The 25,797-nt window shown below is 58.9% G+C and carries 26 protein-coding genes and 2 pseudogenes; 15 read left to right on the top strand and 13 right to left on the bottom strand.

Translation table 11 applies throughout. The features are described from left to right. Window positions 1-13: 13 nt before the first annotated feature. Complete coding sequence (locus OUO20_RS09780) at window positions 14-940, bottom strand: glycosyltransferase (protein ID WP_223992085.1); 927 nt, start codon at window positions 938-940, stop codon at window positions 14-16. Between the two features lie 45 nt (window positions 941-985). Continuing rightward, window positions 986-1,747 (bottom strand): glycosyltransferase, encoded by a 762-nt coding sequence (locus OUO20_RS09775; protein ID WP_268003302.1) that lies wholly within the window; start codon window positions 1,745-1,747, stop codon window positions 986-988. A gap of 324 nt (window positions 1,748-2,071) precedes the next feature. Between OUO20_RS09775 and OUO20_RS09770 the strand changes: the two genes are divergently transcribed. Next, a complete protein-coding gene (locus OUO20_RS09770) occupies window positions 2,072-3,007 on the top strand; it encodes a glycosyltransferase family 2 protein (RefSeq protein ID WP_268003301.1) in 936 nt (311 codons plus the stop codon). A gap of 185 nt (window positions 3,008-3,192) precedes the next feature. On the opposite strand, the gene OUO20_RS09765 is transcribed toward OUO20_RS09770, so the two are convergent. Both OUO20_RS09765 and OUO20_RS09760 read right to left on the bottom strand, forming a co-directional pair. Beyond that, the gene (locus tag OUO20_RS09765; RefSeq protein WP_268003300.1) at window positions 3,193-4,374 is read right to left on the bottom strand and encodes a DUF7657 domain-containing protein; all 1,182 of its coding nucleotides are present in this window, start codon (window positions 4,372-4,374) and stop codon (window positions 3,193-3,195) included. Beyond that, window positions 4,326-5,147 (bottom strand): DUF7657 domain-containing protein, encoded by an 822-nt coding sequence (locus tag OUO20_RS09760; RefSeq protein ID WP_268003299.1) that lies wholly within the window; start codon window positions 5,145-5,147, stop codon window positions 4,326-4,328. The genes OUO20_RS09765 and OUO20_RS09760 overlap by 49 nt, the downstream gene beginning before the upstream one ends. 433 nt (window positions 5,148-5,580) lie before the next feature. Here OUO20_RS09760 and OUO20_RS09755 point away from each other — a divergent pair, with 433 nt between their 5' ends. After that, window positions 5,581-6,006, top strand: a complete 426-nt coding sequence (locus OUO20_RS09755) for a GtrA family protein (protein WP_268003298.1) — start codon at window positions 5,581-5,583, stop codon at window positions 6,004-6,006. Window positions 6,007-6,137: 131 nt separating this feature from the next. Then, window positions 6,138-7,019: a glycosyltransferase family 2 protein gene (locus OUO20_RS09750; protein WP_018768486.1), complete on the top strand. Its 882-nt coding sequence runs from the start codon at window positions 6,138-6,140 to the stop codon at window positions 7,017-7,019. Window positions 7,020-7,074: 55 nt separating this feature from the next. Here OUO20_RS09750 and OUO20_RS09745 read toward each other — a convergent pair whose 3' ends face one another. From OUO20_RS09745 to rfbB, 4 genes are read right to left on the bottom strand one after another with little or no spacing between them, the layout of a single operon-like run. Then, window positions 7,075-7,485: a DUF2304 domain-containing protein gene (locus OUO20_RS09745; RefSeq protein ID WP_142072158.1), complete on the bottom strand. Its 411-nt coding sequence runs from the start codon at window positions 7,483-7,485 to the stop codon at window positions 7,075-7,077. 8 nt (window positions 7,486-7,493) lie between these two features. After that, the gene (locus OUO20_RS09740) at window positions 7,494-8,225 is read right to left on the bottom strand and encodes a glycosyltransferase family 2 protein (RefSeq protein WP_144599918.1); all 732 of its coding nucleotides are present in this window, start codon (window positions 8,223-8,225) and stop codon (window positions 7,494-7,496) included. Beyond that, window positions 8,222-9,646: a bifunctional dTDP-4-dehydrorhamnose 3,5-epimerase family protein/NAD(P)-dependent oxidoreductase gene (locus OUO20_RS09735; protein ID WP_268003297.1), complete on the bottom strand. Its 1,425-nt coding sequence runs from the start codon at window positions 9,644-9,646 to the stop codon at window positions 8,222-8,224. Before OUO20_RS09735 ends, OUO20_RS09740 begins: the two co-directional genes overlap by 4 nt. Window positions 9,647-9,649: 3 nt before the next feature. Beyond that, window positions 9,650-10,648 (bottom strand): dTDP-glucose 4,6-dehydratase, encoded by a 999-nt coding sequence (gene rfbB, locus OUO20_RS09730; RefSeq protein ID WP_134163811.1) that lies wholly within the window; start codon window positions 10,646-10,648, stop codon window positions 9,650-9,652. Between the two features lie 55 nt (window positions 10,649-10,703). Here rfbB and rfbA point away from each other — a divergent pair, with 55 nt between their 5' ends. Then, entirely contained in the window at window positions 10,704-11,570 is an 867-nt protein-coding gene (gene rfbA, locus OUO20_RS09725; RefSeq protein ID WP_018768481.1) for a glucose-1-phosphate thymidylyltransferase RfbA, read from the top strand. Between the two features lie 109 nt (window positions 11,571-11,679). Here rfbA and OUO20_RS21490 read toward each other — a convergent pair whose 3' ends face one another. Next, window positions 11,680-12,732 carry a hypothetical protein gene (locus OUO20_RS21490; RefSeq protein WP_326498092.1) on the bottom strand — a complete coding sequence of 351 codons (1,053 nt, stop codon included), beginning with the start codon at window positions 12,730-12,732 and terminating at the stop codon, window positions 11,680-11,682. Beyond that, on the bottom strand, window positions 12,681-14,177 hold the full coding sequence (locus tag OUO20_RS21485; protein ID WP_326498083.1) for a GH25 family lysozyme: 1,497 nt from the start codon (window positions 14,175-14,177) through the stop codon (window positions 12,681-12,683). Before OUO20_RS21485 ends, OUO20_RS21490 begins: the two co-directional genes overlap by 52 nt. 4 nt (window positions 14,178-14,181) lie before the next feature. On the opposite strand from OUO20_RS21485, the gene OUO20_RS09715 reads away from it, so the two are divergent. The 3 genes and pseudogenes from OUO20_RS09715 (at window position 14,182) to OUO20_RS09705 (ending at window position 17,370) form a co-directional block, all read left to right on the top strand. After that, window positions 14,182-14,538: a hypothetical protein gene (locus tag OUO20_RS09715; RefSeq protein WP_268003296.1), complete on the top strand. Its 357-nt coding sequence runs from the start codon at window positions 14,182-14,184 to the stop codon at window positions 14,536-14,538. A gap of 346 nt (window positions 14,539-14,884) precedes the next feature. Beyond that, window positions 14,885-15,775 (top strand): annotated as a pseudogene (locus tag OUO20_RS09710) (CpaF family protein); the annotation flags it as partial. A gap of 32 nt (window positions 15,776-15,807) precedes the next feature. Then, window positions 15,808-17,370, top strand: a complete 1,563-nt coding sequence (locus OUO20_RS09705) for a recombinase family protein (protein ID WP_268003295.1) — start codon at window positions 15,808-15,810, stop codon at window positions 17,368-17,370. Window positions 17,371-17,568: 198 nt separating this feature from the next. Here OUO20_RS09705 and OUO20_RS09700 read toward each other — a convergent pair whose 3' ends face one another. From OUO20_RS09700 to OUO20_RS09690, 3 genes are all read right to left on the bottom strand, one after another. Further along, window positions 17,569-18,168: a recombinase family protein gene (locus tag OUO20_RS09700; protein ID WP_268003294.1), complete on the bottom strand. Its 600-nt coding sequence runs from the start codon at window positions 18,166-18,168 to the stop codon at window positions 17,569-17,571. An 814-nt stretch (window positions 18,169-18,982) separates the two neighbouring features. After that, complete coding sequence (locus tag OUO20_RS09695; RefSeq protein WP_268003293.1) at window positions 18,983-19,435, bottom strand: hypothetical protein; 453 nt, start codon at window positions 19,433-19,435, stop codon at window positions 18,983-18,985. A gap of 254 nt (window positions 19,436-19,689) precedes the next feature. Further along, the gene (locus OUO20_RS09690; RefSeq protein WP_268003292.1) at window positions 19,690-20,811 is read right to left on the bottom strand and encodes a hypothetical protein; all 1,122 of its coding nucleotides are present in this window, start codon (window positions 20,809-20,811) and stop codon (window positions 19,690-19,692) included. Window positions 20,812-21,347: 536 nt separating this feature from the next. Between OUO20_RS09690 and OUO20_RS09685 the strand changes: the two genes are divergently transcribed. The 8 genes and pseudogenes from OUO20_RS09685 to OUO20_RS09650 all read left to right on the top strand — a co-directional run bounded on the left by OUO20_RS09685 (window position 21,348) and on the right by OUO20_RS09650 (window position 25,742). Further along, on the top strand, window positions 21,348-21,572 hold the full coding sequence (locus OUO20_RS09685; RefSeq protein ID WP_268003291.1) for a hypothetical protein: 225 nt from the start codon (window positions 21,348-21,350) through the stop codon (window positions 21,570-21,572). A gap of 139 nt (window positions 21,573-21,711) precedes the next feature. After that, window positions 21,712-22,059 (top strand): annotated as a pseudogene (locus tag OUO20_RS09680) (CpaF family protein); the annotation flags it as partial. Further along, window positions 22,056-22,913 carry a type II secretion system F family protein gene (locus tag OUO20_RS09675; protein WP_134163814.1) on the top strand — a complete coding sequence of 286 codons (858 nt, stop codon included), beginning with the start codon at window positions 22,056-22,058 and terminating at the stop codon, window positions 22,911-22,913. The pseudogene OUO20_RS09680 and the gene OUO20_RS09675, both read left to right, overlap by 4 nt. Continuing rightward, window positions 22,910-23,851 carry a type II secretion system F family protein gene (locus OUO20_RS09670; RefSeq protein ID WP_268003290.1) on the top strand — a complete coding sequence of 314 codons (942 nt, stop codon included), beginning with the start codon at window positions 22,910-22,912 and terminating at the stop codon, window positions 23,849-23,851. Before OUO20_RS09675 ends, OUO20_RS09670 begins: the two co-directional genes overlap by 4 nt. 76 nt (window positions 23,852-23,927) lie before the next feature. Further along, complete coding sequence (locus tag OUO20_RS09665; protein WP_268003289.1) at window positions 23,928-24,224, top strand: hypothetical protein; 297 nt, start codon at window positions 23,928-23,930, stop codon at window positions 24,222-24,224. Window positions 24,225-24,227: 3 nt separating this feature from the next. Continuing rightward, a complete protein-coding gene (locus tag OUO20_RS09660; protein ID WP_268003288.1) occupies window positions 24,228-24,641 on the top strand; it encodes a TadE family protein in 414 nt (137 codons plus the stop codon). Next, window positions 24,622-25,299: a hypothetical protein gene (locus OUO20_RS21480; protein ID WP_018768473.1), complete on the top strand. Its 678-nt coding sequence runs from the start codon at window positions 24,622-24,624 to the stop codon at window positions 25,297-25,299. The genes OUO20_RS09660 and OUO20_RS21480 overlap by 20 nt, the downstream gene beginning before the upstream one ends. After that, complete coding sequence (locus tag OUO20_RS09650; protein ID WP_268003287.1) at window positions 25,296-25,742, top strand: pilus assembly protein TadG-related protein; 447 nt, start codon at window positions 25,296-25,298, stop codon at window positions 25,740-25,742. The genes OUO20_RS21480 and OUO20_RS09650 overlap by 4 nt, the downstream gene beginning before the upstream one ends. Window positions 25,743-25,797: the final 55 nt, after the last annotated feature.

Genomic DNA, 25,797 nt, shown 5'->3' with positions numbered 1-25,797 from the left:
TCATCGCCGGCTTCTATTTCAATTTCGCGGCATCTTGTGGTCGAATGCGGCCAGAATGACCGGCGACTGCATCCCGGATACCAGTAAGCCACGCGCGCACGAACGCGATGCGGCGTGGCCCAAATGCGACGCGGACAATGTTGCTCTCGACTTCCATCCAAAGGCGTCGCAACATCCAAATACGATTCGTAGAAAAGTAGCGGACGACCATGAGCCAGATATTTCGGGTTATGTAATAAACGCGAACAGGAGAGTGATGGATAATCTGAAGATCCTGACCGTCAACCCGCAAAGGGCGCCCCATTATAGACATAGGCCGTGTTTCTCCAAGGGAGTGTTCGATGTCGCAGCCGACGCCGACAGGGGTTGAGTAACCTGCTGCACGGATCCGGAGATTAAAGTCGGTATCAACGCAGTCTATGAACAGGCTCTCATCGAAAAGCCCGACGTCGTCCAATACGCTGACTGGAATAAGACAACCCGACTGCATCGGGTCAAAGGCCTGGACTACGTCTTCGTTTCCATGGAGCCTCTTGACTGGTTTTGCGTTGTGCGACTCCGGTGAAACCAGGCCAACTCGCATTCCTTGGGCAGCCGCATTACGGAAGCTGCGAAGTGCATTTTCCACGTAGTTCTCGCCGAGTGTCGAATCTTGGTCCATAGTAAGGATCCAGTCGGGCTCCCATAGGGTGCGCGCCTGCCGGATGCCCTCGTTGAGCGCACTGGCAATTCCTGAGTTCCGCGGCTGGCGGAGAACTGTTATGCCGTCTTCTTCCAGAACGCTAAGAATGGGCGACGCATCCTGATTGGAGCCGTCGTCCACGACCAATATGTAGGGTACAAGATTCCGGAGGAGAGTTACACGGGAGATGATGTCAACTGAGGGGTTATAGCTGGTGACGACGGCGGCAACTTTATGCTGGGGTCCTGCTTCAAACATGGGTATCCGTTTCGCGATGTGTGGCGGATTTAGCGCGCAGCAAACTCAACCTTTGACAGTTGCGGGCGATTTGCGCCGCCGCCTGCTTCGAAGCGCCAGAGTGACGAGGTTGGCTAGGAACGCGGCGCGGGCGCGGACAATCTTACTAATTCCGCGCATTTTTCTGGGGGTCAGATTCTCATTGTGCAGCCGGTGAAGTATCGTGTCATCCTCAAGATAGGCGATGCTCTTTGAAAAATTACCGCACATTGCCAACCACTGGTCGTGGGATTCAGACATATGAGACGGGAAAGGGAGCGCCAACTCCTTCAAATTTGACTTGAAAGCCATGGCGCAGCCCCAATGCAGTCTATACCCAATAACAATTCCCAGGAGATTCCTAAAATGTTTCTGGGAATCTCTGCTGCGAAGCCTGATGTCATGAAAACGACCCGATTCACCACCAAAATGCTTGCAGTTTGTTACCACCATGGATTTGTCGGCCAGAGCGGCGAGCATTTTGTCCAGCCGGCCTGGGACCCATATATCATCTTGATCGGATAGAAAAATATAATTTCCGCTGCTTAGCCATATCGCTTTTTCAAATGTTCTCACATAGCCAAGATTTTGCTTATTGCGATGAAGGACTACCCTCGAATCTTGAACAGCCTCAATCCGTGCGACTGTGTCGTCCGTGGATTCATCATCTACTATGAGCAGTTCGTCATTTGGTCCGAGCTGCGGCAGTATGGACTCGATCTGCTCTGCGATGAATTCGGAGCCGTTATAGGCGGCCATGCAGACGCTGACCCGGACATTTTCTGTCATTAGTCGGAAGCCCTTCTTCAACTCACGGACAGGAGAATCACGCGGTAGCAAATACGTGAGGTCTATAAGAGTTTACCCGTATTCCTGACGAGACTCCGTCTGCGGGTCTTCGACGGTAGAGGCCAGGCCGGGTTCCTGCACGAAGAGGCGTTGCTGGTGTCTGCCTGTCCGATACACCATCCTTGCCGGGGCAGCAGGAGCCTCTGCTGTATACGTTCTCCGCGATCAGAAGCGTGGGAAGCCAGCGGGTCCCGACCCAGGAGCTTACCGAGGCGGATGGGCTATGGTTGATGGGTTCATCTTCACCTTTCGACAGGAAGTCCAATGACCGTTGCTGCTGTGGTCGTCTCATACAACAGGAAAGACCTCCTCGAAAAATGTCTTGCTGCCCTCGAGGGGCAGACACGAGCACTCGACGAAATCATTGTGATCGACAACTCGTCCACCGACGGCGCTCCTGAACTGGTGAAGGAATTGTTTCCAAAGGTGAAACTCTTTGACACGGGCTCCAACGTCGGTGGAGCAGGTGGCTTTGCGTGGGGCGTTGAGTTGGCGATTGCGCACGGACACGAGTATGCCTGGTTGATGGACGATGACGCCGAGCCGGAGCTGGACGCCTTGGAACCGCTGATCGAGCTTGCAGGAAGCGCTTCTGAGCCCTACTCCTTCCTGGCATCTATGGTCACGCTGGGTGGAAACACCATCAACACTGGGAACCCGCCTGTATTCAGCAACGACATCAGCCGCCAGGTGAGTGCGAACCTCAAAGGTGCGATCGCAATCGATGCAGCGACTTTCGTAGGCGTTTTGGTAAATCTTGACGTCGCCCGCCAAACCCACCTGCCGCAAAGGGATTATTTCATCTGGGTTGACGACACCGAGTACACCTTTCGCTTGTCTCGTATAGCCCCGGCTGTGATGGTGCGGGAGAGCAGGATCAAGCATCCCCTCAGCAAGTCAGGGTCAAAAGACATGGGCTGGCGTCTGTTCTACTTCCTTCGAAACAAGCTTTGGCTGATCCGGACAGATCCCCAAATGAGCATCCAACGAAAGGCATTTGAGATTCTGGGTTATGTCGGCGCCGCATTGCTCCAGGGGCCGCACGCGGAAGACAAGAAGTTGTGGATTCGAAGCGTAGTCCGCGGGGCATATCAAGGCCTCGTCAAATCCGCACGTAAGGAACTTCCGGGCACTTTGTTGGATGAATTGAGCCCTACAGAACGCGACACAGCCCTCGAACATAAAAGTATGAACGTTTAGTGGAGTATGTGGGCGCCGGCAGCCTAGCTATGCAAAGACTGGCCGGCATCTTCAGCGAGGCAGGTTTCTCGGCCTATCTGTGAAGGCTGGACAACGGTGGGACAGGCTGATCCTCTCTGCGACTGAGTAGGCTCTGTCATCTCAACCCTAGGGTGAAACTGTGAGAAGTGGATCATTCGCCTTGTCTACGAAACTTTGTAGATAAGGGTTTCTTGTCCCGACCATGTCAGCTCCTTTTCCAGGCTCAAGCAGGACCCGGAAAGTTCTTGCGACGCAGTGATGTGGGTGAGGGAGGGAAACGACTCCTTGAGGTCGCATGGATCGATGTGGACGATTGTTCTGTCCGTACCGTTATTTGAAAACGCCGGCGGTGCCCCTGGCGTCCAGAAGAACTGGATAAAGCCGCCACCTCTGTTCCAGTCGTTGGCAAAGCGCTGTTCGGGGTCCAAGACGGTCCACTTGCTAGCGTCCGGGCCGGAACGTTGAACTCCCGTAAGTGACGGTACGCCGTTAGCGAGCAGCAACGTGTCGACCGAGGGCCGGTCAGAAGCCCAAAGCGAACCTGCCGCGCGGCTTACTTTGCCTTCAGAGTAGAAATATTTAGCCGTTGTCGATGCACGCAGGTCACCCAGCCCAAATATCAGGGGATTCGATCCAAAAACAGGGATCGCCATCAGGGCTGCTGCAATACCCACAGAAAAGGCGGACTTGGGAAAGCTGGTCACAATGAAGACCACGACGGCGACGCCAGCAGCGGCAAGCAGAACTTCTTTCCTCGACATGGTAGGAAGGTAAGAAAGTTGAAGCTCGGATCCTGCATACGCTGTCACCAATCCTGTTGCCAGAGCCGAAGCTATCGAGAGGCGCCAGCGACGATTGTCCGGCAGTCGGGACAGTAGCACACCGACTAACAGCGCCCCCAAGATTCCGCAAACCTGTGCTGCCCTGGCAGGCTGCACGTAGTTCAGCAGGGGAATCTTCGCGCCCATGGGCCCGAAGTTGAAAGAGCACCATAAGAGCCATAAACCACCCGAGAAGGCAAGCACCAGGGCCACGACATTGTCGCGCCACCTGCCCATGGCAGAGATGCCGAGCCATATCACGACAGCCCAGACGAACGTCACTGTGAAGGCCGTTGACATCTCGCTCTGGTTACTGCCAAGAGGCACTGCATCCTTGAGTTCGCCGAGAGCTGGCGCGCCGAAAAGAAATCCGAATGGCTGGGCTTCACCGGTCGACCGTCTCGAACCCGGATAGACGGTGTTCAGCAGCCCATTGATGCCCTTTTCATTTTCCAGCAGCGTGCCGACGCCGAAGATCAGTGCGACACCAGCGGTGAAGCCAACGGCTTTAATTTTGGCAGCCACCCGTCCTTCCGGGACAGGATCCAGAGAGCACTTGCGGCAAGAACGGGCAAACCGAGAACGAGTGACCAAGGAATGTAGAAACTAGGGATGCCGGCAAGGAGGATTCCGCCGACAACCGACTGCAAAAGCGGTAGAGCTGACCGTTTAGATTTGAAGCCGCAGTAGGCGGAGAGAAGCAAACTCGAGCCCGCAACCGTGTAGGCAATGAGCTGAATAGGCATCATCGTCCACCAGGATGCGGCGGGGGAGAGCGCTATCAGGAACGCTGCCAACCAGCCCATATTGCGGGACGATCCAACCTGTTCGAACCATTTAGGGAGAAAGAGGAAGAGCGCGACGGCAGGAAGCCACCAATGGGCTGCGAAGACCATCTCGTCTGGAAGTATCGCCGCCGCCCGAAGCATTGTGGAATCAAAGTAGACGAATGTTTCAAAGAAGCCGCCAGATGGGTACCTGTGAACAACATCGGCGGGGGCCGCAAGGTAGCTTGTCGTTGGCGCTGCACCCGTAGCCATGATCGAAATCGCTATAGGAGAAAACGCGTTGAACTCGTCCGAGCGGATGACGGAACTTGACCCTATTTGGTATCCCTCGGGGTGGGAGGGATCTTGTCGGAGTTCTGCCACTCCAATTGAAGAGGTCGTAGCGCCGGTGATCACCAGGAATGCATATACAGCGATGACGGCCATTCGCGCCATTCGGTCGGAAGCTGACACCCAACGCCAGGCATGCAAGCTGATGCTTTGAAGTCTGGACGACATCTGGGGTGACATTCTGCTCTTCCTTCTTGCCTAACGACTGCTGTTACCTGTGCCATAACCCGGGCGCGACGCTGCACAGACAATTTCGACCGACTTGCATGGGATCCCTGCCGCCCATAGATCGCGGCTGGCGCCCAGACCAAGGGGTCCAAAGGTGAAATCACCGGCTATGGCTCGATGCCGCAGAATGATGTGTTGTTGCTCCCCAAATTTCTGAAGCGCCGAATTAACCCCCGCGCCCCCGGCGAGGGCGCCACGTATGCAACGGCAACGCAAGTATAACGTCATGGAACCGGTCGAAGCCGTCGGCGCGAATGCCGCCTCGACCTCTTTGCCGGTAGCACCCCATGGACAGCCACCCGGTATGATGGCTTGAGCCCGACTGCAACCTGCGGGGGTATACGGAACTGGGAGTGGCTTGCAGACAACAGACAGTGCGCGATCAGTGAAGCATCGAGCACAGAAACTCGCTTCCCGGATCTCAGGGATCGTTGAGCGCAGCCACCTGATCAAGTTCCTGCTCGTTGGAGGCGCTTCCTTCGCAGTAGATCTTGCTCTACTGGCCCTCATGCATGAAGTCTTCGGAGTGGACCTCTGGATTGCCACGCCCATCGCTTTTGTCGCCAGCTTGGTGTTCAACTTCGCCCTCCAGCGCTCCTTTACGTTCCGTGCCAGAAACCGGAGCCATGTGAGCCTGCTCAAGTATCTGGCCCTGGTGGTTTTCAACATCGTGGCAATAGATGTCATCGTGAACGGCTTCGACGCCTGGGGAATTTCCTACGGAATAGGCAAGGCGTTCGCGACTGTACTGACCACATCTTGGAACTTTTGGCTCTATAAGGTATGGATTTTCAGGCATGAGCCCGGATAAGTTCCTGCTCGTGCAGGAACTGTGACCGCTGAAGGCACGGACTAGCACTCCTCAAACGACCATCTGGCTCACGTTCGGACTAACCGCTGGCGGGCATCCGCTGGAAGACAAGAAAAGGATCTACCTGGCACATGGCCATTGATGTATTGCTTCCCTACTATGGGGACGTCGACCTGATGAAACTCGCTGCCCAGAGCGTCATGAGCCAGCAGTTCGAAGACTGGCGGCTCATCGTGGTGGATGATGGGTTTCCAAGCCCGGAACCTCAGCGCTGGTTCGAATCCATCTCCGACCCTCGGGTGAGCTACCAAAAGAACGAAAAGAACCTGGGTGCCAACGGAAACTACCGCAAGGCCCTGGACCTGGCTGAAGCCCCCATCGTCGTCGTCATGGGCGCTGATGACATCATGCTGCCGAACTATCTGGCAGTAGTATCAAAGGCTTTCGAAGCCTACCCACAAGCCAGCGTGGTGCAGCCAGGGGTCCAGGTGATCGACGAGAAGGGCCGAGTCGCGTCGCCTCTGGTCGACATCGTCAAGAAGGTCTATGCCCCGAGCGTCAAGGAACCGGTCCTCCTGCAGGGCGAAAGAATGGCAACCAGCCTTATGCGGGCAGACTGGGCTTACTTCCCGTCCCTTGCTTGGCGCACGGACGTGATTCGCCGCATCGGTTTCACCGAGGGGCTGCACGTCGTCCAGGACCTCGCACTATTGCTGGATATTGCTGCTGAAAACGGATCTATGGTGGTTGATCCAACCTTGGCATTCCTTTATCGCCGTCATTCAGCCTCAGACTCATCAGTTAAGGCTCTGGATGGGAGGCGCTTCGATGAGGAGCGGGCCTTCTTCGAGGGCCAGGCGCGCCGATTCCGCGAACTCGGCTGGCAGAGGACAGCTCGCGCGGCTGCTTTCCATACGACGTCGCGTCTGAACGCCGCTACCCTGGTCGCGCGTTCCCTGGCGATTGGGAAGACCGATTCCCTGCCCCGGCTGTTGAAACACGTTATCTCTTAGGAGACTTAAATAATTCAGGTGGCTGCAGGCATTGACCGGCAGCCACCTGAATAGTTTAAGCAGTGGTTTCGGGCGGCCTTCCCGCGCTTGGCACCTCGTTGCCCGGTACAGATTGATCGCGTGTTTGGCCTTTTTCCAGTTCCTGTACTTTGAGCCGCAGAATTCCTACTTCTTCGGCCAGGACACGGATCTCGTCCTCAGCCTGGGACTGCTCGAAAGACAGATGAAGGCAGACCAGGACGAGCAAAAGCAATGCCATCGCGAAAAGGAGGTTTGAAGGCACTTGAACGCCGAGCACGCCGCTGGCCCAGAAAAGTAGCTGTGGGAACGCAACAAGGACCAGCATTCCAACACCGATGATGATCCAGAGGACTGCGTACTTTTCCCTCAGATGACGCCGGCGGAGCATCTCGAAGATAATGAGCAGAATGACCAGCACAAAGATGAAGCCAACAAGCGTGGCCATGTGAACTCCTAGTTGGATGACGGTACGTTTTTCTTGCGCGTCAAAGCGAAGAGGAGGGCAAAAGCTGACCGGCCGAGGTAGATGGCTGCCTTCAATGGGTCGTGGCTCGGCGTCCCGCCCTGCCGCTCCCGCATTGACACTCCAACCTGGCGCACGGTGCACCCGGACCGGATCGCAACAACCAGGGAATCAATGGTATCCCCGAGGTACTCCGCAGGGTAGTGGTCAACGTATTGCCGGATGGCCTTTGTGTTCGCAGCGCGGAACCCTGACGTGACATCCGTGAGCCGGGTTCCTGCGACCCTCGATATCGTCCACGCCAGGACGTTCATGGCCCACTTACGGGGCCCGCGGACTGTGTAATTGCCCTTATCGGCGAAGCGGGCACCGATGACGATGTCTGCTTCCTGGAGCCCATCGAGGACGGCTTTTATATCCCGGGGATCGTGCTGGCCATCCGAATCCACTTGGATGACCTGGGTGTAGCCGTGCATCTTTGCGAATTTGAACCCGGTTCTCATGGCACCGCCAACGCCCATGTTGAACGGTAGCTGCACAACCAGCGCGCCTGCATCACGGGCTACCTGTGCCGTGTCGTCCCGTGAACCGTCGTCAACTACCAGGACATCGCAATCCGGGCCAAACTCGAAGACCTCACGAATCGTGTTGCCGATGGCCTCCGATTCGTTCCAGGCCGGCATGATCACAAGGGTGTGCTGCGTCTGATCTACAGGTCTCATGCCTTATCGTTTTCCAACTTCAGATAGGCTGCCAGCCGCTCGTCGGCATCAGGTATGTCGAAACCCGTAGAGCGCGTCTTTGCCAAGTCGAGCGTGCTGGAAAGTGGCCGCGGGGCCGCTGCCTTGTCCTTGAAATATTCGGCAGTGGTGATGCCAGTGACGTCACTGCCGGATGCCCCGCACTGCTCGAACACATCCCGCGCAATATCCGCCCAGCTCCTGACGGGCCCGTCATTGCTGAAGTTATACAAACCATAGGTTGCATCCGACTCCAGCAAATGTCGAATGAAAGCCGCAATGTCCTGGGTGAAGCTCAGGCGGCCTGTCTGGTCATTCACGACGGAAGGCTTGACCCCTTTTCGCGCCAGGCTGGCCATGGTGCGGACGAAGTTATTTCCTTCTCCAATAACCCAACTGGTCCGCACAATGTAGTGGCGGGGAACCACGCTGACTACCGCGTCTCCGGCGGCCTTTGTCTGCCCATAAACGCCCAAGGGAGAGCAGAGCTCGTCCTCGTCGTGGATATCGCGGCTACCGTCAAAGACATAGTCCGAGGAAATATGGACCAAAGTGAGATCATTCTCGACGGCGGTGCGCGCCAGTTGCGCTACGGCCGCGACGTTGATGGACCAGGCGGAGGCCCGCCCATCTGCGCTTTCCGCCGCGTCGACAGCAGTGTAGGCGGCGACGTTGATAATCGTCGAGTAGTTCTTCCAGTTCCTGCTTTTGAAACTGTTCGCGTTGGTGAGATCGAACTCAGCGCGGCCTGCAAACTCAACCGAGGTATCGCCGTCGTACTGGGCACGAAGTGCCTTGCCCAGCTGCCCCCCGGCACCTACCACAAGGATCTTCTTGGCTGCCATCGGGACCACGTCGGCCATCCGCGGGTGCGCTTTGTCCTTGTCAGAGAGTTCCGCCTGGGTGAGCGGAATCGGCCACTGGATCGCAGCCGTCTCATCGGCGAGGTTAAGGAAGGTGTATTGACCTTGAGCGTCCGCGGACCAGTGGTCGTTCACCAAGTACGTGTAGGCGGTATTGTCCTCCAGCGTCTGGAACGCATTGCCGACTCCGCGGGGGATGAAGATTGCCTGGCTCGGGTCGAGTTCAGCCGTGAAGACCGCACCGAACGAGGGGCCCTCCCGAAGATCAACCCACGCCCCGAAGATGCGGCCGGTGGCCACCGAAATGAATTTGTCCCACGGCTCGGCATGGATCCCACGGGTGGTTCCGGCCTTTTCGTTGTAGGAGATGTTGTTCTGCACGGGCCGGAAGTCAGGCAGCCCGAGAGCAAGCATCTTTTCCCGCTGCCAGTTCTCCTTGAACCATCCCCGGTTGTCGCCGTGGACCGGGAGGTCGTAGAGAACGACGCCGGGAATGGGGGTTTGGTGGGCAGCAAGCTTCTTCGAGAACTCCAGCGACATGGATTACTGGCCCTGTTCCTTGTATTTTGCTTCGGTGGCAGCCTTCTGCGGGCGCCACCAGTCTTCGTTATCCCGGTACCAGGCGATTGTGTCTTCGATGCCCTCGTCGAAGTTGGAGAACTGAGGTTTCCACCCGAGTTCGTCGCGCAACTTGGTGGAATCGATGGCGTAGCGGAGGTCGTGACCTGGCCGGTCGACCACATGGTCGTAGGCATCCGGGGCCTGTCCCATGTGCTTGAGGATCAGCTCTACGACGTCTTTGTTGTTCTTCTCGCCGTCCGCGCCGATCAGATAGGTCTCGCCAATCTTTCCCCCGGCGATGATTGCAAGCACAGCGGAGGAATGGTCGTTGGCGTGGATCCAGTCCCTGACGTTCTCGCCCTTACCGTAGAGCTTGGGGCGAATGCCGTCGATGACATTGGTGATCTGCCGGGGGATGAACTTCTCCACGTGCTGGTACGGACCATAGTTATTGGAACAGTTGCTGATGGTGGCCTGCAGGCCGAAGGAGCGTACCCATGCCCGTACCAGCAGATCGGAACCGGCCTTGGTTGACGAGTACGGGCTTGAGGGGTTGTAAGGCGTTTGTTCGGTGAAACGCTCCGGGTCATCCAGCTCCAGGTCTCCGTAAACTTCGTCCGTGGAGATGTGGTGGAAGCGTTTGTTGTGCTTGCGCGCTGCCTCAATGAGCGTATAGGTGCCGATGATGTTGGTGTCCAGGAAAGGGCGTGGGTCGTGCAACGAGTTGTCGTTGTGCGACTCGGCAGCGTAGTGAACAACGACGTCGGAATCGGCAACAAGACCATCTACAAGGGCTGCGTCCGCTATATCCCCCCGGACGAAGGTGAAACGTTCCTCCGGAAGGCCCTTCAACGACTCGAGGTTACCTGCGTAGGTCAGCTTGTCCAGAACCGTTACGTGGTCGTCGGTGTTTTCCAAAACGTAGTGGACAAAGTTCGAGCCAATAAAGCCGGCTCCGCCGGTTACGAGAAGTCGCTGCATAATTCCCTAGACTACCGGATTTGCTGCTGCTCCTAGCGAAGGGAAAGATGGGGACATGCGCGGAATAATACTGGCCGGCGGAACCGGCTCCAGGCTTCATCCCATCACGCTGGGTGTCAGCAAGCAATTGGTACCGGTCTACGACAAGCCGATGATCTACTACCCGCTGTCCACGCTGATCCTGGCTGGGATCCGGGACATCCTCATCATTACCACTCCCCACGACGCGGAGCAGTTTGAACGCTTATTGGGGGATGGGTCCCGGTTCGGCGTCTCCATCACCTACAAGCAGCAGCCTTCTCCTGACGGACTGGCCCAGGCATTTGTGCTCGGTGCGGACCATATCGGTGATGACAGCGTTGCTCTGGTCCTGGGTGACAACATCTTCTATGGCCAGGGCATGGGCACTCAGCTGCGCAGGTTCAAGACCATCGACGGGGGAGCAGTCTTCGGATACTGGGTCAAGGATCCGTCTGCTTACGGGGTGGTGGAATTCGATGACGATGGCAAGGCTTTGTCCCTGGAAGAGAAGCCCGCGGCACCCAAGAGCCACTACGCAGTTCCAGGGCTCTATTTCTATGACAACGATGTTGTTGACATCGCCAAGAACCTCAAGCCGTCCGCCCGCGGTGAACTCGAGATCACCGACGTGAACCGCGTCTATCTGGACGCCGGTAAGCTGCAGGTCGAGATCCTGCCCCGGGGAACTGCTTGGCTCGACACCGGGACCTTCAACGACCTAAACGATGCCTCCAATTTCATTCGGACGGTGGAGAACCGGCAAGGCTTGAAGATTGGAGCGCCCGAAGAGATCTCGTGGCGGCTGGGGTTCCTGACCGACGATGAACTCCGCGAAAGGGCCGAACCCCTCGTCAAGAGCGGTTACGGCTCATACCTGCTCGAGCTCCTCGCCGAAAAGTAGATTTCTACAAACAGAAGAGGGTTGAAGCGGCTGCTTCAACCCTTTTCTGTTCTGAATCCAAGAGCTCAACCGCTGTGGCTCCTGCTGCCCGCAGCAGGAGCCACAGCGGTTACCGACGCACTGTGCTTGCGCTGGCCCCAGTTGTGGGGCTCCAGGTGATGGACCCGCCCTGGTAGTTCTGGAAGCAGCCTCCGTTGGCCAAGGTGCAGGAAGTTGCTGCGATGGGATAGCCGAGGAAGCTGTTCTCGTAGCCAAGGCTGGCGTATTTTGCACGAATCGCTCCACTGCTGGGTTGAGCCCCCGTTGCCTGCGACCACAGCATCGCTCCGCCTTGGAAATTCTGGTAGCAGCCTCCGTCCCTGATGCCGCAGACCACACCGCCCGTAGGGTATCCCAACTCGCTGAGCTCGTAGCCCATGGAGCCCCACTTGGATCTGATGGGTCCGTTGGGGCTTATCTGCGCGCCCGTGGCGGGAGACCAGAGAATAGCCCCGTTTTGGTAGTTCTGGTAGCAACCACCGTCTTTCAGGCCGCAGACCTGGTTACTGGTGGGGTATCCGAGAGAACCGTTTTCGTATCCTGTCGCAGCCCAGAGTGTGCGGATGGGCCCTGCAGGGCTCGGCTGGGCGCCCGTGGCCGCCGACCAGAGAACGGCGCCATTCTGGAAGTTCTGGTAGCAGCCTCCTCCGACAAGTCCGCAGACTTGGGTTGCGCTGGGGTAGCCAAGTACTCCGGACTCGCGCCCCTGAGCTTTCCATGAGGCAAAAATTGGGGACATGACCTGCAAGACGCCTCTGCCGGAAGTCCACGTAAGTGAGCCGTTCTGGAAATCCTGCGAGCAGCCTCCGTCGGGTAGCCCGCAAACTTCGGTTGCGGTGGGGTAGCCCATGGCACCGTTCTCAAAGCCGGTTCGAGCCCATTCATTTCTGATGGGACCAGCCTTGCTCAGCTGCGCACCGGAGGTCGCTGACCAAATAATGGCCCCGCCTTCGAATTCCTGGAAGCAGCCGCCGTTCACGAGCCCGCATGTTTGAGGTCCGGTGGGATATCCCATCAGACCGCTCTCACCCCCTTGCTGAAGCCACAACGTGCGGATAGGTCCGTTGGGGCTCAATTGGGCTCCAGTGGAGGGTGACCAGACGGTGGCACCCTTTTCGAACAGTTGCCGGCACCCCCGTTTTTCAGTCCGCAGGATTCATCCTGAGTGGCATACCCGAGCGGTCCAGCTTCCCGCCCGGAAGTGCGCCAAGCCGACTCCATGTCGCCCCAAACGATGTGCGTTCCGGTGGCGGTGGAGCTGGCGATGCTCCCTGTTTGAAAGCGCTGGAAACAGCCGCCGTCCCGCAGCCCGCAAAGCGTGTCGCTGGCGGGATATCCCAGGGGTCCCGCCTCGAATCCGGTCTTCTGCCAAGCCGTTCGAATGGGACCGTTCAGGCTGAGGTTGGCTCCGGTGCCGGGCGACCACAAGATCGCACCCGACTGGAAATTCTGGTAGCAACCTTGAGCGGAAAGGCCACATACCTGGCCTCCCAGTGGATAACCCATGGGTCCGTTTTCAAATCCCGAGTTTGCCCATGCCGTTCGGATGGGGCCTCTCACGCTGATTTGAGCGCCAGTGCCCGATGTCCAGATGATCGCCCCGTTCTGGAAGTCCTGAAAGCAACCGCCATTCTTCAGGCCGCATACGACAGCAGACGTTGGGTAGCCCAGTATTCCGTTTTCGAAACCGGATGCTTGCCAGACGCCACGGATAGGGCCCGTAGGGCTTGGCTGTGCTCCGCTGGCAGGCGACCAGATCACAGCGCCATTTTGATAGTTCTGGTAGCAGCCGCCGTCGCGCAGACCACAAACTATTGCCGATGTCTGGGCCCCCAGCTCCGGCGTGCGGGCTCTGACGTCACTAATACCCTGACTTGCTGCAAGCGGAATAGCGGTCCCAGCGAATGCCTTGAGTCCCGCATAGTCCCCGTTCCAAACGTTGGAGTCCCCAGCAAACGGCCCGGTGCTGCTGTACTGCCAGATGCTGTAGGTGTCCCAACTCCCTGTCGGAATGGCGCCCGCATCGTTGGTTGCCGAGTACGGGTAGGCCGCAACCCACAAGGGATAGTCCCCAAAACCGGTGGGATTGCCCAGGCACTGGTTCCACCAATTTGTATTCGTATAGATCATCGGCAGTCTGCCGGTGAGGGACCTCATCGTGTTTCCGAAGTCCTGGACCCAGGATGTCAGTTGCGCCTGGGACATGCCATAGCAGGTGTTGCCAAAGTAGAAGCCGTTGATCGTCCGACCCTCGTAGGGGTTGAACTCGAAGTCGAGAACCGGCGGCATCGTATAGCCGTCGCCGGACCATCCACCACCGTTGTTCACGAAATAGCGCGCCTGATCGGCGCCGGAAGACCAGTTGGGGATCGCGAAGTGGTATGCGCCCCGGAGCATCCCCACGCTTCGTGCGCCTTGGTACTGTGAGCCAAACAGATCATTCGTGAAGTAATTGCCTTCAGAGGCTTTCACATACGCGAACCGGGCACCCATGTTCCACTGCTGCTGCCAGTCGACGCTGGTTTGGTGTCCACTGACGTCAAGCCCCTGTATCCCAAAGGAGGGCATCCATGTGCCCTCTGTTGCGAGCGATTCGGCGCTGAGCTTCTGGGCGGTGGGCGACGGGGTAGCAGAGGTCACTCTCTTGGACCTCTGCCCCATTTCCGCCCCGCCGGGGCCGATGGCCTGGGCCATTGACTGGGGAGTAGCCGACGTCGGCGAACTGGCTGCGATGGAAGGCTGCGGCGACGCAGTGGTTGTTGGTGCCGGCGTCGCCTGTGGCAGCGTAGTGGCAGTTTGGGACGGGGCAGGCGTTGGTGTGGGACTGGGCTCCAAAGCGGAAGCTGCTCCGATCAGGCCAGGGCCGGTCAGCAAGGAGGCAGCTAATAAGCCGGCCCCAAGGGACATCATGATTGGGCGACGGGACTGAGACAGGTTCCGCTTCATATGTGCTCCGGAGACAATGCGGCGCTCCCCCAAGCGCCTCTTTGGATACTGCTCAGGTGATTTCCCCCAGGAAGGCACCTGATAGTGCTATTTCGATAAATAACGCGCTCACCATAGCACCAGTGTTACTGGCGCAACCAGTGATTCTGGTGTTACTTCTGTGAATCCTGTGGTCTTCGAAGCGAAATCTTGAGCCCTACTAAGGGGAATCTTGAGGGTCGTCAGTTATCCACAGGAGTGCTGAATGACTTGTTGCGGCAGGACCCTCTACTTAAGCTGTACCCAGTCGAACTGCCTCCGCTGGGGGCGGCAGTTGTATGGGGGAACATATGGACGCGCTGGGAATTGTCGAGGACGAAGTCCGCGAGCTCATCCGCCGTCGTGGGCTGGACCCACTGAGGCAGGCAGGAGAGGTCCGTAGGCTGGTGGAAGCAGCCGTCACTGACTATGACGAGCGCGCCCTTATGGGGCCTCTTCCACCCCTTGGCCCGTTGGATGCTGCCCGTAGGTTCCTGTTTGATGCCGTGGCCGGCTTTGGAGTGCTCCAGCCACTCCTAGACGATCCTTCAATAGAAGAGATCTGGCTCAACGCGCCAAACGAAATATATGTGGCACGCAACGGGGAGTCAGAGCTGACCTCGCTGAGCCTCTCCGAGCAACACGTGCGTGACCTCGTAGAACGCATGCTCAAAAGCTCCGGCAGACGGCTGGACATGTCGTCCCCTTTTGTGGACGCGGCACTGCCGGACGGATCCAGGCTCCACGTAGTCATTCCGGATGTAACCCGCCGGCACTGGGCCGTGAACATCCGCAAATTCGTCGTGAAGGCCAGCCGACTGGAACACCTGGTCGAGTTGGGAACGCTGACACCGCAGTCGGCACGATTTCTCGGCGCGGCGGTGTCCAGTGGCCTCAACATCCTTGTGTCGGGGGCCACCCAGGCAGGTAAGACAACCATGCTGAACTGTCTGGCGGCGAGCATAGGTAGCCGGGAGCGTGTCATCACCGTCGAGGAAATCTTTGAACTTCAGTTTCCCCTCCGGGACGTGGTGGGTCTGCAGTGCCGGCAGCCGAACCTCGAAGGTGAGGGCGAAATTCCACTCCGTCGCCTGGTCAAGGAAGCGTTGCGGATGCGTCCGGACCGGCTGGTGGTAGGGGAGGTGCGGGAAGCCGAGAGCCTGGACATGCTGATTGCCCTTAACAGTGGCCTCCCCAATATGCGACGAAACGCAATACAAAGTAGGCTGGTCCCATGGCCAGCAAACGAGCAGCGATCTACGCCCGCATTTCTGACGATAAGAGGGGCGAGGGGCTGGGCGTGCAGCGCCAGATTGATGACTGTCAGGCGCTCGCGAAGTCGCAGGACTTTGATGTGGTGGAGGTCTACACCGACAACGACATCAGTGCCTACTCGGGCAAGCGACGTCCTAGTTACCGACGGATGCTCGCAGCCATTGAAAGCGGCCATATCGAGGCTGTGCTTTATTGGCACTATGACCGGCTGCATCGGAGCCCTGTGGAGCTTGAGGAATACATTGCCCTCTGCAACAGACACGGCACTGAAAACCATACAGTCAAAGGCGGGGAGGTCGATCTCAGTTCACCGGAGGGCATCCTCCGGGCGGGTCTGCTGGGGCAAGTGGCCCGGTACGAATCCGCCCACAAGGCCGACCGGGTTCGTCGCGCTCAGGAACAGAACGCAATGGATGGAAAGTGGCTGGGTGGCGGACGCCCCTTCGGGTGGCGGATTGTAGATGGTGCCCCTGTGCTGGACGACGACGAGGCGCAGATTGTAAGAGACGCGCACTCGCATGTGTTGGCTGGCTTATCTCTAGGTTCGTTCATTCAAGGCCTGACAGAACGTGGCATCAAGACCGCGCGCGGTGGTGCCTGGTCCTACGCAACTCTCCGCCAGATGCTCTTGCGTCCCCGTAACGCGGGGCTCGCTGAATGGAAAGGCGCGATAGTGGGTGAGTCGGAATTTCCCCCGATTGTGGAGCGCCACATTTGGGAAGCGACCTGCTCCAAGCTGTCCGACCCAGCAAGGCGACGCTCGGAGAGTAACAAGGTGAAGCACTTGTTGGCTGGCATTGCATTGTGTGAGTGCCTGCGCCCGATGAAGTCGGGCCAGATCACGGACCGCAAAGGTATCAAGCATATGATTTACCGCTGTTCCGAAAGTGGTCCGGGGCATGTGAACAAGCGGATGTCTTACGTAGACGAACACGTGGAGCGCCAAATACTGTTCTTCCTTGCCGTGGCGGCCAACAGGGCGACGACGGCACCGGTGGATCCTGCGGTGATACAGGGCCTTAGGACTGAGGAGGCGGCCCACCGAGAGAACCTGAACCAAGCAGCACGCCTTTTTGCTGAGGGAGTCATTGACGGTGAACAGCTGGCCGTCATGTCCCAAGTCAGCAAAGCCAAGCTGGCTACCGTTCAACAGCAACTGGCAGAATTGGATGAAGCAAGTGCTAGGCGCGAGGAAGTAGACATGCCTGCCGACGTCGACTGGTCCGACACTTCCTCTACCGACGCTTGGTACGCCCTCCACGTGGAGCGTAAACGAGCGTTTATCCGGGACAACTTCATTATCATCCTCCACCGCCACACGCGGGGGAGTGCAAGAGTCTTTGATCCGGGGACAGTTCAAATTGTGGTCAAGTCCACGGGAGCGGTACACGCGACCCCCTCCATGGTTGAGCAATGGAAAGTAGAGTCTGCTGGCTGGGATAAGCCAATGCCCTACGGTGTCATGATTCAACCGGTGCTGGGACCAGAACTCCCGCCGGAACGGACGGCAGCGATCGCATAGCTCCACTGTCTCCGCCACGCTCTCGCTGTTGCTGCAGCAGAAGGTTAAATAAGGGCCTCAAAATGGGCGGGGGCACATAAGTGCCACCCAGCCCCCGCTAGGCCCTCCTGCGCCTTTCCCTGGCTGTAAAGAGAGCGTATGGTGAGGACTGCCAAGGCCCCCGGCGGGAACCGGGGGTCCGGTCCTGCTTGTGATCTCTTAGTTCCGCGACTTCGCTGGCAGGGACAGCACTTCCATGCGGCGGTATAGCGTTGCCCTGGACATGCCGAGATCACGTGCTACCTGCGCTGCTGGCTCGCCTGCCTGAATCAGGCGAGCTGCATTCTTGATCTGGCTGTCTGTGAATTGCGCTTTACGCCCGCCCAAGTCCTTGCCTGCGGCTCGCCGCTTGCTCACACTGTCGGTGATGCGCTCGCGTTTGATCTCAAGCTCCATCTGCCCAAGGGCGGCCATGACTGTGAAGACCATGGCTCCCATGGGAGTGCTGGTGTCCACGTCGCCACCGCCCAGGTTGAGCACGCGCAAGCCTGCGCCCTTGGCTTTGATCTCCTCCGCCAGTTTGAGCATGTTGACGGTGGACCGCCCCAAGCGGTCCAGCGTTGTAACAACAAGGGTGTCACCGTCATGCAAGGCCGCCAATGCTTTGTCCAGGTCCACTCGGGATGCCTTGGCACCGCTCACGCCGTGATCCACGTACAGATCATCTCGCCGCACGCCAGCGGCGAGGAGGTCGACCTCTTGCCTGTCGCTGTCCTGTGCCCTGGTTGAAACTCGGGCGTATCCAATCAGCTTTCCCATGCCTTGCTCCCTCTCAATGTGTCTCACAACAGTGTTTTGCTACACACAAATTAACAGGCACTTGTGAGACATGCAAGCGAGACACTTTGAGGGTGCCTTAGACGGGGATTGTGTCTCACAACCAGAGTGTCTTATTTCTCATGGCTTGCGAGACAGTGGCTCCTGGGGCAAGACAGGATTCAGGGTGTCTTCCTCATATTGCTAAGCCACATGGAAGTTATGACGCTGGCGTTCAGGATTGGTGGAACTACTACCAGCCAGCTTGGTGCATGCAGCGCACTCAGCGCACCCGCCAGCAATGCTGCGGCAATTATCATGAGGCCGGAGATCAGAAGCATCCTGCCTGTGCTCTTTTTGGCTGACATGGCGCTGAGTATACGGAAGGGCGCGCAAAGGTGCTGCTGCCAACCAAGGGGCGAGGGGTGGGGGTAGACCCCCTTGGTCCTTGCTCGCTTCCCCGGCTGTCATAGCGCCTCCGGTTGCGAACGGGTTGAGGAGCTTTCCGGGTGCCGGGACAATGACAACAACGTCCACTTCAACGATGCCAATGGTTTGCGCCGTGTCCTGATGCAGGACCGGTGGTGTTAGCACCTTTCGTTTGGTACGGGTTCCAAGCCAGGATTAGTCCCGAATCAGCCTCAACAAAGGGAAGTGGCGCTATCGCCCGGGGGTATTACGGAGCGTCCCTGCACTTCCGACACTTGGTACCGGCAAGGAAAGGTTGTATTTGACTGCGAAAGCTACGACTGCTGGATGCTCGACGGCGGACCAGTTAACGAAGGGGCCGCGCCGGCCCCGCTTTCGCCTTTCATTCTCACCACGCCTTACCGGTTCCAGGTGAGCCGGGTTGCAGCATGCGGGGTTGCAGTCCTTCGGCAGGGTGATCGAGTTCGTAGCCGGGTTTGTGCCCACCCATTAGGAGGTTCCACAACACGCGGTGGAATGCCCAATGAACCTGGTTGGCTCCCTCGGGGATGAAGCCAACGTACTCACCTTTCTTGCCCATGACGGGACCGCTGGCAATCCAGCATCCGTTGAGTGGAGTGATCTTTGCGGCGAGCCGCTCCAGGTTGACTGCTTCTACGTCGGGCGTCCATCGGAGATGCTCGACTTCGTGAGTGCGACAGAAGAATAGGACCTTATTGCCGTGCTTCATACGGCGTCCGCCGTCGTCCTGGAATGCTCGGCATCCATCCCACGCGCATCGGAGGTCTTTGTTCTTGTAGTACCAGATGTCGTAGTGGGACTGGCACCGCTGGCGCTTCACTGCGACCTCGTTGCAGCCTCGCTGATTGCACTTCCCCAGGGTCTTAGCTCTGCCCAAATATGCCTCCAGGTGGGGTCTTGCATTCCACATTTATTCTCGGTAGAGTCCGTGAAGAACGTCTGTGTTTCCCCGCGATCTAGGGGCGGAGCATAGCCTATCATGCCCAAAAGGGCCCGCCGCATTATTAGGGCTTTGTCCGGTGTGGCCTTCGGTTGGCCCAGCCACGTAGCCCCAGCGGAGTGGCCCGGAAAGCGTCACCAGTGTTGGTGACGCTCGACAGGCACCATGAAGTGCCTCCAATTGGGATCAATCCCCGGGCCTCCGCTGGGAACGCTCGGACCGTCGTATTCCCACCGGTCACTTGGAGCCTCGCTGGCTCCAATGGCAAATACCCAACCGGTGACAGTCCTCCGCCATGCCCACCACTGCTGCCCATCGTCGGCGACATGCATCGTGATGACTGCCCCCTCAGGCAGTCCCTTCTTGGCGAAGGTGTCGGCCCCCAGTAAGTCCAGCATGTCGTCCCGGTATCGGCCGCGTTGCCGGTAATGACCGGCATGGCATAGGTGCAGATAGCTCAGCGCGTTCCTGGTTTCCGCAAATTCGCGTTGGTCAAGTTGCTTTCCTGCGTCGTCCCTACCCTGTAACCCGGCATTGTCAACTAGGCGTTGCTTTTTGACTGCCTCCTCCTGAAGTATGGCGGCCTCTGCCGCCTGACCCTCGTCAAACGCTTTCAGGGCACCGGCCACGGTCGTTGCTCGTGCCATGTCGAACCGGGTTCGCGGCGTTACACCGTTGAGCTTCGGCAAGCTGAGTCCCGTCCGTAGGGCCAGCGCCAATGCGGGCTTCCATACAGATGTCCCAACAGGGACCGTGGCCCGCATGCGGAACGCTGCCGTCTCATAGGTGGCATAAAGGGCGAACGCGTACATGAACGGCAGGAATGCTGCCGTCATGCCAATTGGAAGGGCAAACTTCCTCGCTTCCATGAGGAAGTCGATTCGTGACCACTGAGCGGCGATTTCAAAAGCACTGTGGAGTGCGACGACCAAGGCCAAGAAGACGATCATGGCATTGAAGACTTGGTGGGCGCGGTGATACTCAGGGTTCCCAGCGCTAAAGCCGCTGAGGATGCCCAGTACGACGAACCCGGCCTGTAGGACCAGTTCAGTCGAGAGTTCAAACGGGTACATGTCCAAAACAAACTGCACGGCGACTGGCGCGGCGATCGCGCCAAGGGCAAGGTTGCGGAAGAAGTGTGGTTGAGTCTGTGCACGACGCAGGCGGAAGAGTGAAACAAGGGCGACCGTGATGAACCATACGATGGTGGGCGTGATCAGCTTGGCGTCCCAAACTCCAAACTGGTTCAGTCCCATGATGACTGCCAGGGTGTAGGCCAGTAGAAGGCCAATGGACGTGAGAACCTTCCGGTGAGCAAAGGCTGACAAGGCCGGTCGGAACGCAGCTCTTAGGCTGGGGACTATTAGTACCAGCGCGGCGGCTGTGCAGATAAGGATCAGGAGTGACCACTCGCGGTTATTTACTTCCACGTTAAAACCCTACCGACGAGGGCTGACATCCCCCGTCGGGGGAGCATGTGGTTTCGAGTGTGCCTGAACAATGTCCGGCCTACCGGAATTTACAGGCTCACCAGTTGCTCGCAGCGTGGCACGCGCGCAGATGCGTGCTGCGATATGCAGGCTAGCTTGGCCTTCCCGATGAGTGGGCAATCTTCGACGTAGCCAGGCATCCAGGATGGGGCTGAAAGGCGACTCTGGACGTGGGCCTACCGGATTCTTGCCTTTCATGGTTCAGTTCACTTATGGCATCGCCATCCCCCAAGAAGCCGGGAGCCAACGGTTCAGGCCCTGTCAGCGCAAGCCCTGAGGCGAAGCGCAGGCTTAGGTACATCTTGTACTTTTCGCTTCCCTTTATGGTGGTGTCGCTGATCCTGAACTTCCTGCCCTTCGACGCCCTACCTTGGCAGGTGGCCAAAGCTGTCTTTCTTCTTATTGGAGCGGTCGTTCTTGGCATCTGGGTGACTCGGTTTTCGTTGTGGCAACGGGATGAGTACTGGAGGGAACGCGGCAAAGACCCTAAGCATCCTGAGCGCCTGCCGAACCACACCGCTGACTGAACTAAAGCAGCGCGACCCGTTTCCCTACACTGTGCTCCAGCTATGTCCGGCGTGCCGAAATTACCATTACGCTCCAGATGCTCGCCACTGCTTCAGGACGCTCGGTGTGACCAGCTTGCACTGCGTTTCAAGAAAGTTCGGCCTGCCCGGAATGTGCACCGTCCATGCGAACTCGGCGCACGATGCTGTGACCAAGATCTGCACGTTGCCGCTATTGGCGGGGGACAACATCTCCAGTGCGTTCGTGGTCCCCACCGTTGCATCCTGCATAGACCTTGTAGTGCACTGCAGTAGGCATCCCGATGGGCGTCGGCAAGTGACCCAAATCCTATCGTTGGGGCGCCGCGTGGAAAACGGCATCATCGAGTCGTCACTGGTTTTCGCCCTGGAGAATGGAATCCTGCAACCACGGGCCAACGCCATGCCGGCAGCTGAGAAGTTTTCGCGGGCAGGATACGACCTCGCCACGCTGCTGGATCCGCGATGATCCCGGCGCTGATGGGGGCGGCGCTAGGGATGGGCCTCTTCCTCATTTGGTGGTCCTGTTGGGAAACGCCAGACCCCGGGAACCGCGTGCGAAAGCCCGGCCACCTGGCTGACCTGCTCGCGGTTGCCGGGGTCGACAGGGTCTCAGCCCGCGGTTTGGCCGGTACTTGCTTGGGCCTCGGGGTTTTTGTAGCACTGGTGTTCTACGGGCTTAGCCATTCGTGGCCCATTGCCGGCTGCTTCGGACTTTTCGGCACATGGCTTCCCGTCACCATCCTCAGGTGGCGGGCCAAAAAGAGGACGGCCCTGCTGCGCCAACTCTGGCCTGACGTCGTGGATCATCTGCGCTCTGCGATCCGTGCGGGCCTGCCCCTGCCCGAGGCCCTCATTCAGCTTGGAGAAAAGGGACCTGAGGAATTGCGGCCCATTTTTCGTGAGTTCGGCGCTGACTATCGCGCCGGAGGCCAGTTTGATGGGTCTCTAAACAAGTTGAAGCAGCGATTGGCTGACCCGGTGGCCGACCGCATCGTCGAAGCGCTCCGGCTGACCCGGGAGGTAGGCGGTTCGGACCTGGGGAAGCTCCTGGGCACCTTGGCGGAATTCCTGCGGGAGAATGCCCGGACCCGCAGCGAGCTCGAGGCGCGGCAGTCGTGGACCATCAATGCCGCCCGGCTTGCCGTCGCGGCACCCTGGATCGTGATGATCCTGCTTGCCAGCAGGCCGGAGGCGATCCAGGCCTACAACACGCCTATGGGCGCCGCAGTCCTGCTCGGCGGCTTGGTGGTCTCGCTTGTTTGCTACACGGTGATGTTGAAGATCGGGGCCCTGCCACAGGACGAAAGGGTGCTCCGATGATCGTCATCCCGCCTGCAGCAGTAATCTGCGGTATCGGCCTTGGCCTTGGTTTGTGGCTCGTGATCTTCCGGTCACCTCCCATGCGCGCCCTGACGCTTTCCCAACGCATAGAGCCCCAACTTAAGTCGCAAAACCTGGAGTCGAGGCTCCTGCACGCCGGCGAGCAGAACCTGACACCTTTCGGCCCCCTCGAACGAATTTTCCGTCCCGTCTTCCGGGACTGGCTGTCCGCATTGGGAAGACTGAACCCCACGCCTGGTGCCACGGGCCGGCGGCTGGCCCAGGCAGGAATCAACAAGTCTGCCATCGACTTCCGCGCTGAACAGTTGCTGTGGGCTGCTGCGGGTTTTGTCCTCTCAGCGACTTTCATGCTCATTGGAGCCGCAGCGGGCGGGTTCAGTCCGCTCTTGGCAGCGGCGGTAATTATCGGCAGTACTGCAGCGGGTTTTGTGTTGCGGGACTACTGGCTTGGCGCCCAGGTCCGCCGGCGGGAAGCGCGGATGATGGCCGAGTTTCCCAGCCTTGCCGAACTGATGGCCCTGGCCGTCGGCGCAGGGGAGAGCGCAACAGGCGCATTGGATCGCGTCTGCAGGAGTGCCAACGGTGAGCTGTCCAAGGAATTTTCGAAGATCCTCGCGGAGACCAGGGCCGGCAAGCCGCTGATTCTGGCAATGCAGGAGTTCTCTGCGCGCACCGACCTTGCGCCGCTGGTCAGGTTTGTTGACGGCATCATCGTTGCGGTGGAAAGAGGAACACCCCTTGCGGACGTGCTTCGCGCGCAGGCGCAGGACGTGCGCGATTCGGCCAAGCGGGACCTGATGGAAGCTGCCGGGAAAAAGGAAATCGCAATGATGGTGCCCCTGGTTTTCGGGGTGCTTCCCCTGACCGTGGTGTTTGCTGTCTTCCCCGGCCTGGCCGCCATCAACCTGGGCTTCTGATGAGGAGAAAGACCCGAAGCCCGGACCCGCTGCCATTAGTTAAAGCCCACCTTAGGAACCAGGAATAGGACTCAAGATGAAAACCATGGGAACCCGCTGTGCGATGCTGCTTCTTGGCCTTGCCGCTTTACTGCAGCTCAAGGTGCCCGGGACAGCCGGGAGGGGGCGCCCTATCGGTGCACAGTACACCGAAGGCAGGGAAGACCTTCAGGTGCCTCCGACCATCGGTAACGATAACCCTGAACGAGGTGACGTTCCGGGATGGGTGATGATAACCCTGATGTCCGCCGTCCTGGTTGCAGCCCTGCTGGCGCTCGCGGGCCCCGCTTTGGAGGCCATGTTCAACCAGGCAATGGACAAGGTGGGGAACTGAACCATGCTACCGTCCGCTCACGGACCCGTGCAGCCAGTGCTGCCCAGGCCGGGCGAGCGGGGTTCAGCCGTGGTGGACTTCGTCCTGGTTGGCGGGTTGCTGACGATGTTCTTCCTTGCGATTATTCAGCTGACCCTGGTTCTGCATGTCCGGAACACACTTATTGATGCTGCTGCCTCTGGTGCCCGGTACGGCACACTCGCTGACCGCAATGCCGCCGACGCGCAAGAGCGGACCCGCAGCCTCATCAGCGTGGCCCTGAACGAAGGCTTTGCTGACCAGGTCAGTACGCAGGAAGTAACTGTCCAGGGGATGCGCACCCTGGAAGTGACTGTCCGGTCCCCAATGCCGGTCATCGGTCTGATTGGGCCCCGGGACCTGCTGGAGGTGAAAGGGCATGCGGCTGTCCAGCCTTGATCCGTTCAGCGCCAGCCCGTTGCCCCACCCCGACGGACCACCCCGCGCCAGTGCGCAGTCCTGTTCCAGTGCCCAGTCCCGCTCCAGCGCACAGGCCGGTTCCAATCTGTTCCTGGTCACGGCCCGCGTGGCAGAAGTGCTTTGCAGGGAGCGTGCCGGGGGCACGCACGTGGGCGACCCATCCCACTGCCCCAGGCCTGCTCGCGGGGAGCACCAGCAGCAGGGCTTTGTGCATGAGGAGCAGGGGAGCGGACACGAGCAAGGAAGTGCGGTAGTCGAGTTCACGTTCCTTGCACTTCTGCTGATGGTCCCGCTGGTGTACTTCGTGATCACCGTCGGGCAAATCCAGGGCGGTTCCTTCGCCGTGGTGGGTGCCGCGGACCAGGCGGCGAAGGTTTATGTGGCACAGCCGGATTCCTCCACAGCCCAGGCAGCTGCGGAGCAGGCCGTGGCCCTCGCCCTTTCCGACTTCGGGCACCAGGCAGACAGGGCCCGCATGGCCACGACCTGCAACCCTGCTGACTGCCAGGCCGCCGGAACCACGGTGACTGTCACCGTAAGCCTGAGCGTACCGCTGCCGTTCATTCCGTTCGCCGACGGATTATCAGCCACGGAGGTTGAGGCGTCTTCCACCCAATTGGTAGGCCGGTACCGGTGAAACGCCGGGAATCGGACCAGAGCGGCCAGGTCATGGTGATGATTCTCGGCTACATCACCCTGGCACTTCTGGTGGCGACGGTCGTCGTCGGCATATCTGCCGTCTATCTGGAGCACAAGCGCCTGCTGTCCCTGGCAGACGGGGCATCGCTTGCGGCGGCCGACAGCTACACGTTGGGAGAAGTCACATCCCAGGGTGGAAGCCCCTCGGCTGTCCTTAATCCCGCGCGCGTCCGCAATGTAGCTGCCGACTTCGTCTCGAGGAGCCCAGCCTCGCAGCGTTTCTCAGGCCTCGCCGTCGCCGCTACAACGGGTACACCTGACGGTTCCACCGCCGTCGTGGTCCTCACGGCAGACGTGCACCCACCTGTGGTGAACTTCCTTGTCCCTGATGGCATCCGAATCGAAGCGACGTCCACCGCCCGCTCACGCCTGGCCCGCTGAGTCATGCACCCGCTGAGCCAATGATCCTGGCAGCGCCGGGCCGTACCGCTCCATA

It is taken from the genome of Arthrobacter sp. FX8 (assembly GCF_026723805.1).
Classification (GTDB): domain Bacteria; phylum Actinomycetota; class Actinomycetes; order Actinomycetales; family Micrococcaceae; genus Arthrobacter.
The sequence above is the reverse complement of the archived record's forward strand: the minus strand, read 5'-3'. Positions and strand labels throughout refer to the sequence as shown.

Bases quoted from the DNA above. Each gene is read 5' to 3' on its own strand.
- OUO20_RS09760 (WP_268003299.1), bottom strand. From the start codon at position 5,147: ATGTCACCCCAGATGTCGTCCAGACTTCAAAGCATCAGCTTGCATGCC.
- rfbA (WP_018768481.1), top strand. From the start codon at position 10,704: ATGCGCGGAATAATACTGGCCGGCGGAACCGGCTCCAGGCTTCATCCC.
- OUO20_RS09775 (WP_268003302.1), bottom strand. From the start codon at position 1,747: ATGACAGAAAATGTCCGGGTCAGCGTCTGCATGGCCGCCTATAACGGC.
- OUO20_RS09735 (WP_268003297.1), bottom strand. From the start codon at position 9,646: ATGTCGCTGGAGTTCTCGAAGAAGCTTGCTGCCCACCAAACCCCCATT.
- OUO20_RS09690 (WP_268003292.1), bottom strand. From the start codon at position 20,811: ATGGGACTGAACCAGTTTGGAGTTTGGGACGCCAAGCTGATCACGCCC.
- OUO20_RS09665 (WP_268003289.1), top strand. From the start codon at position 23,928: ATGAAAACCATGGGAACCCGCTGTGCGATGCTGCTTCTTGGCCTTGCC.
- OUO20_RS09675 (WP_134163814.1), top strand. From the start codon at position 22,056: ATGATCCCGGCGCTGATGGGGGCGGCGCTAGGGATGGGCCTCTTCCTC.
- OUO20_RS09700 (WP_268003294.1), bottom strand. From the start codon at position 18,168: ATGGGAAAGCTGATTGGATACGCCCGAGTTTCAACCAGGGCACAGGAC.
- OUO20_RS21485 (WP_326498083.1), bottom strand. From the start codon at position 14,177: ATGCCCTCCTTTGGGATACAGGGGCTTGACGTCAGTGGACACCAAACC.
- rfbB (WP_134163811.1), bottom strand. From the start codon at position 10,648: ATGCAGCGACTTCTCGTAACCGGCGGAGCCGGCTTTATTGGCTCGAAC.
- OUO20_RS09740 (WP_144599918.1), bottom strand. From the start codon at position 8,225: ATGAGACCTGTAGATCAGACGCAGCACACCCTTGTGATCATGCCGGCC.
- OUO20_RS09670 (WP_268003290.1), top strand. From the start codon at position 22,910: ATGATCGTCATCCCGCCTGCAGCAGTAATCTGCGGTATCGGCCTTGGC.
- OUO20_RS09745 (WP_142072158.1), bottom strand. From the start codon at position 7,485: ATGGCCACGCTTGTTGGCTTCATCTTTGTGCTGGTCATTCTGCTCATT.
- OUO20_RS21480 (WP_018768473.1), top strand. From the start codon at position 24,622: ATGCGGCTGTCCAGCCTTGATCCGTTCAGCGCCAGCCCGTTGCCCCAC.
- OUO20_RS09770 (WP_268003301.1), top strand. From the start codon at position 2,072: ATGACCGTTGCTGCTGTGGTCGTCTCATACAACAGGAAAGACCTCCTC.
- OUO20_RS09660 (WP_268003288.1), top strand. From the start codon at position 24,228: ATGCTACCGTCCGCTCACGGACCCGTGCAGCCAGTGCTGCCCAGGCCG.
- OUO20_RS09750 (WP_018768486.1), top strand. From the start codon at position 6,138: ATGGCCATTGATGTATTGCTTCCCTACTATGGGGACGTCGACCTGATG.
- OUO20_RS09705 (WP_268003295.1), top strand. From the start codon at position 15,808: ATGGCCAGCAAACGAGCAGCGATCTACGCCCGCATTTCTGACGATAAG.
- OUO20_RS09780 (WP_223992085.1), bottom strand. From the start codon at position 940: ATGTTTGAAGCAGGACCCCAGCATAAAGTTGCCGCCGTCGTCACCAGC.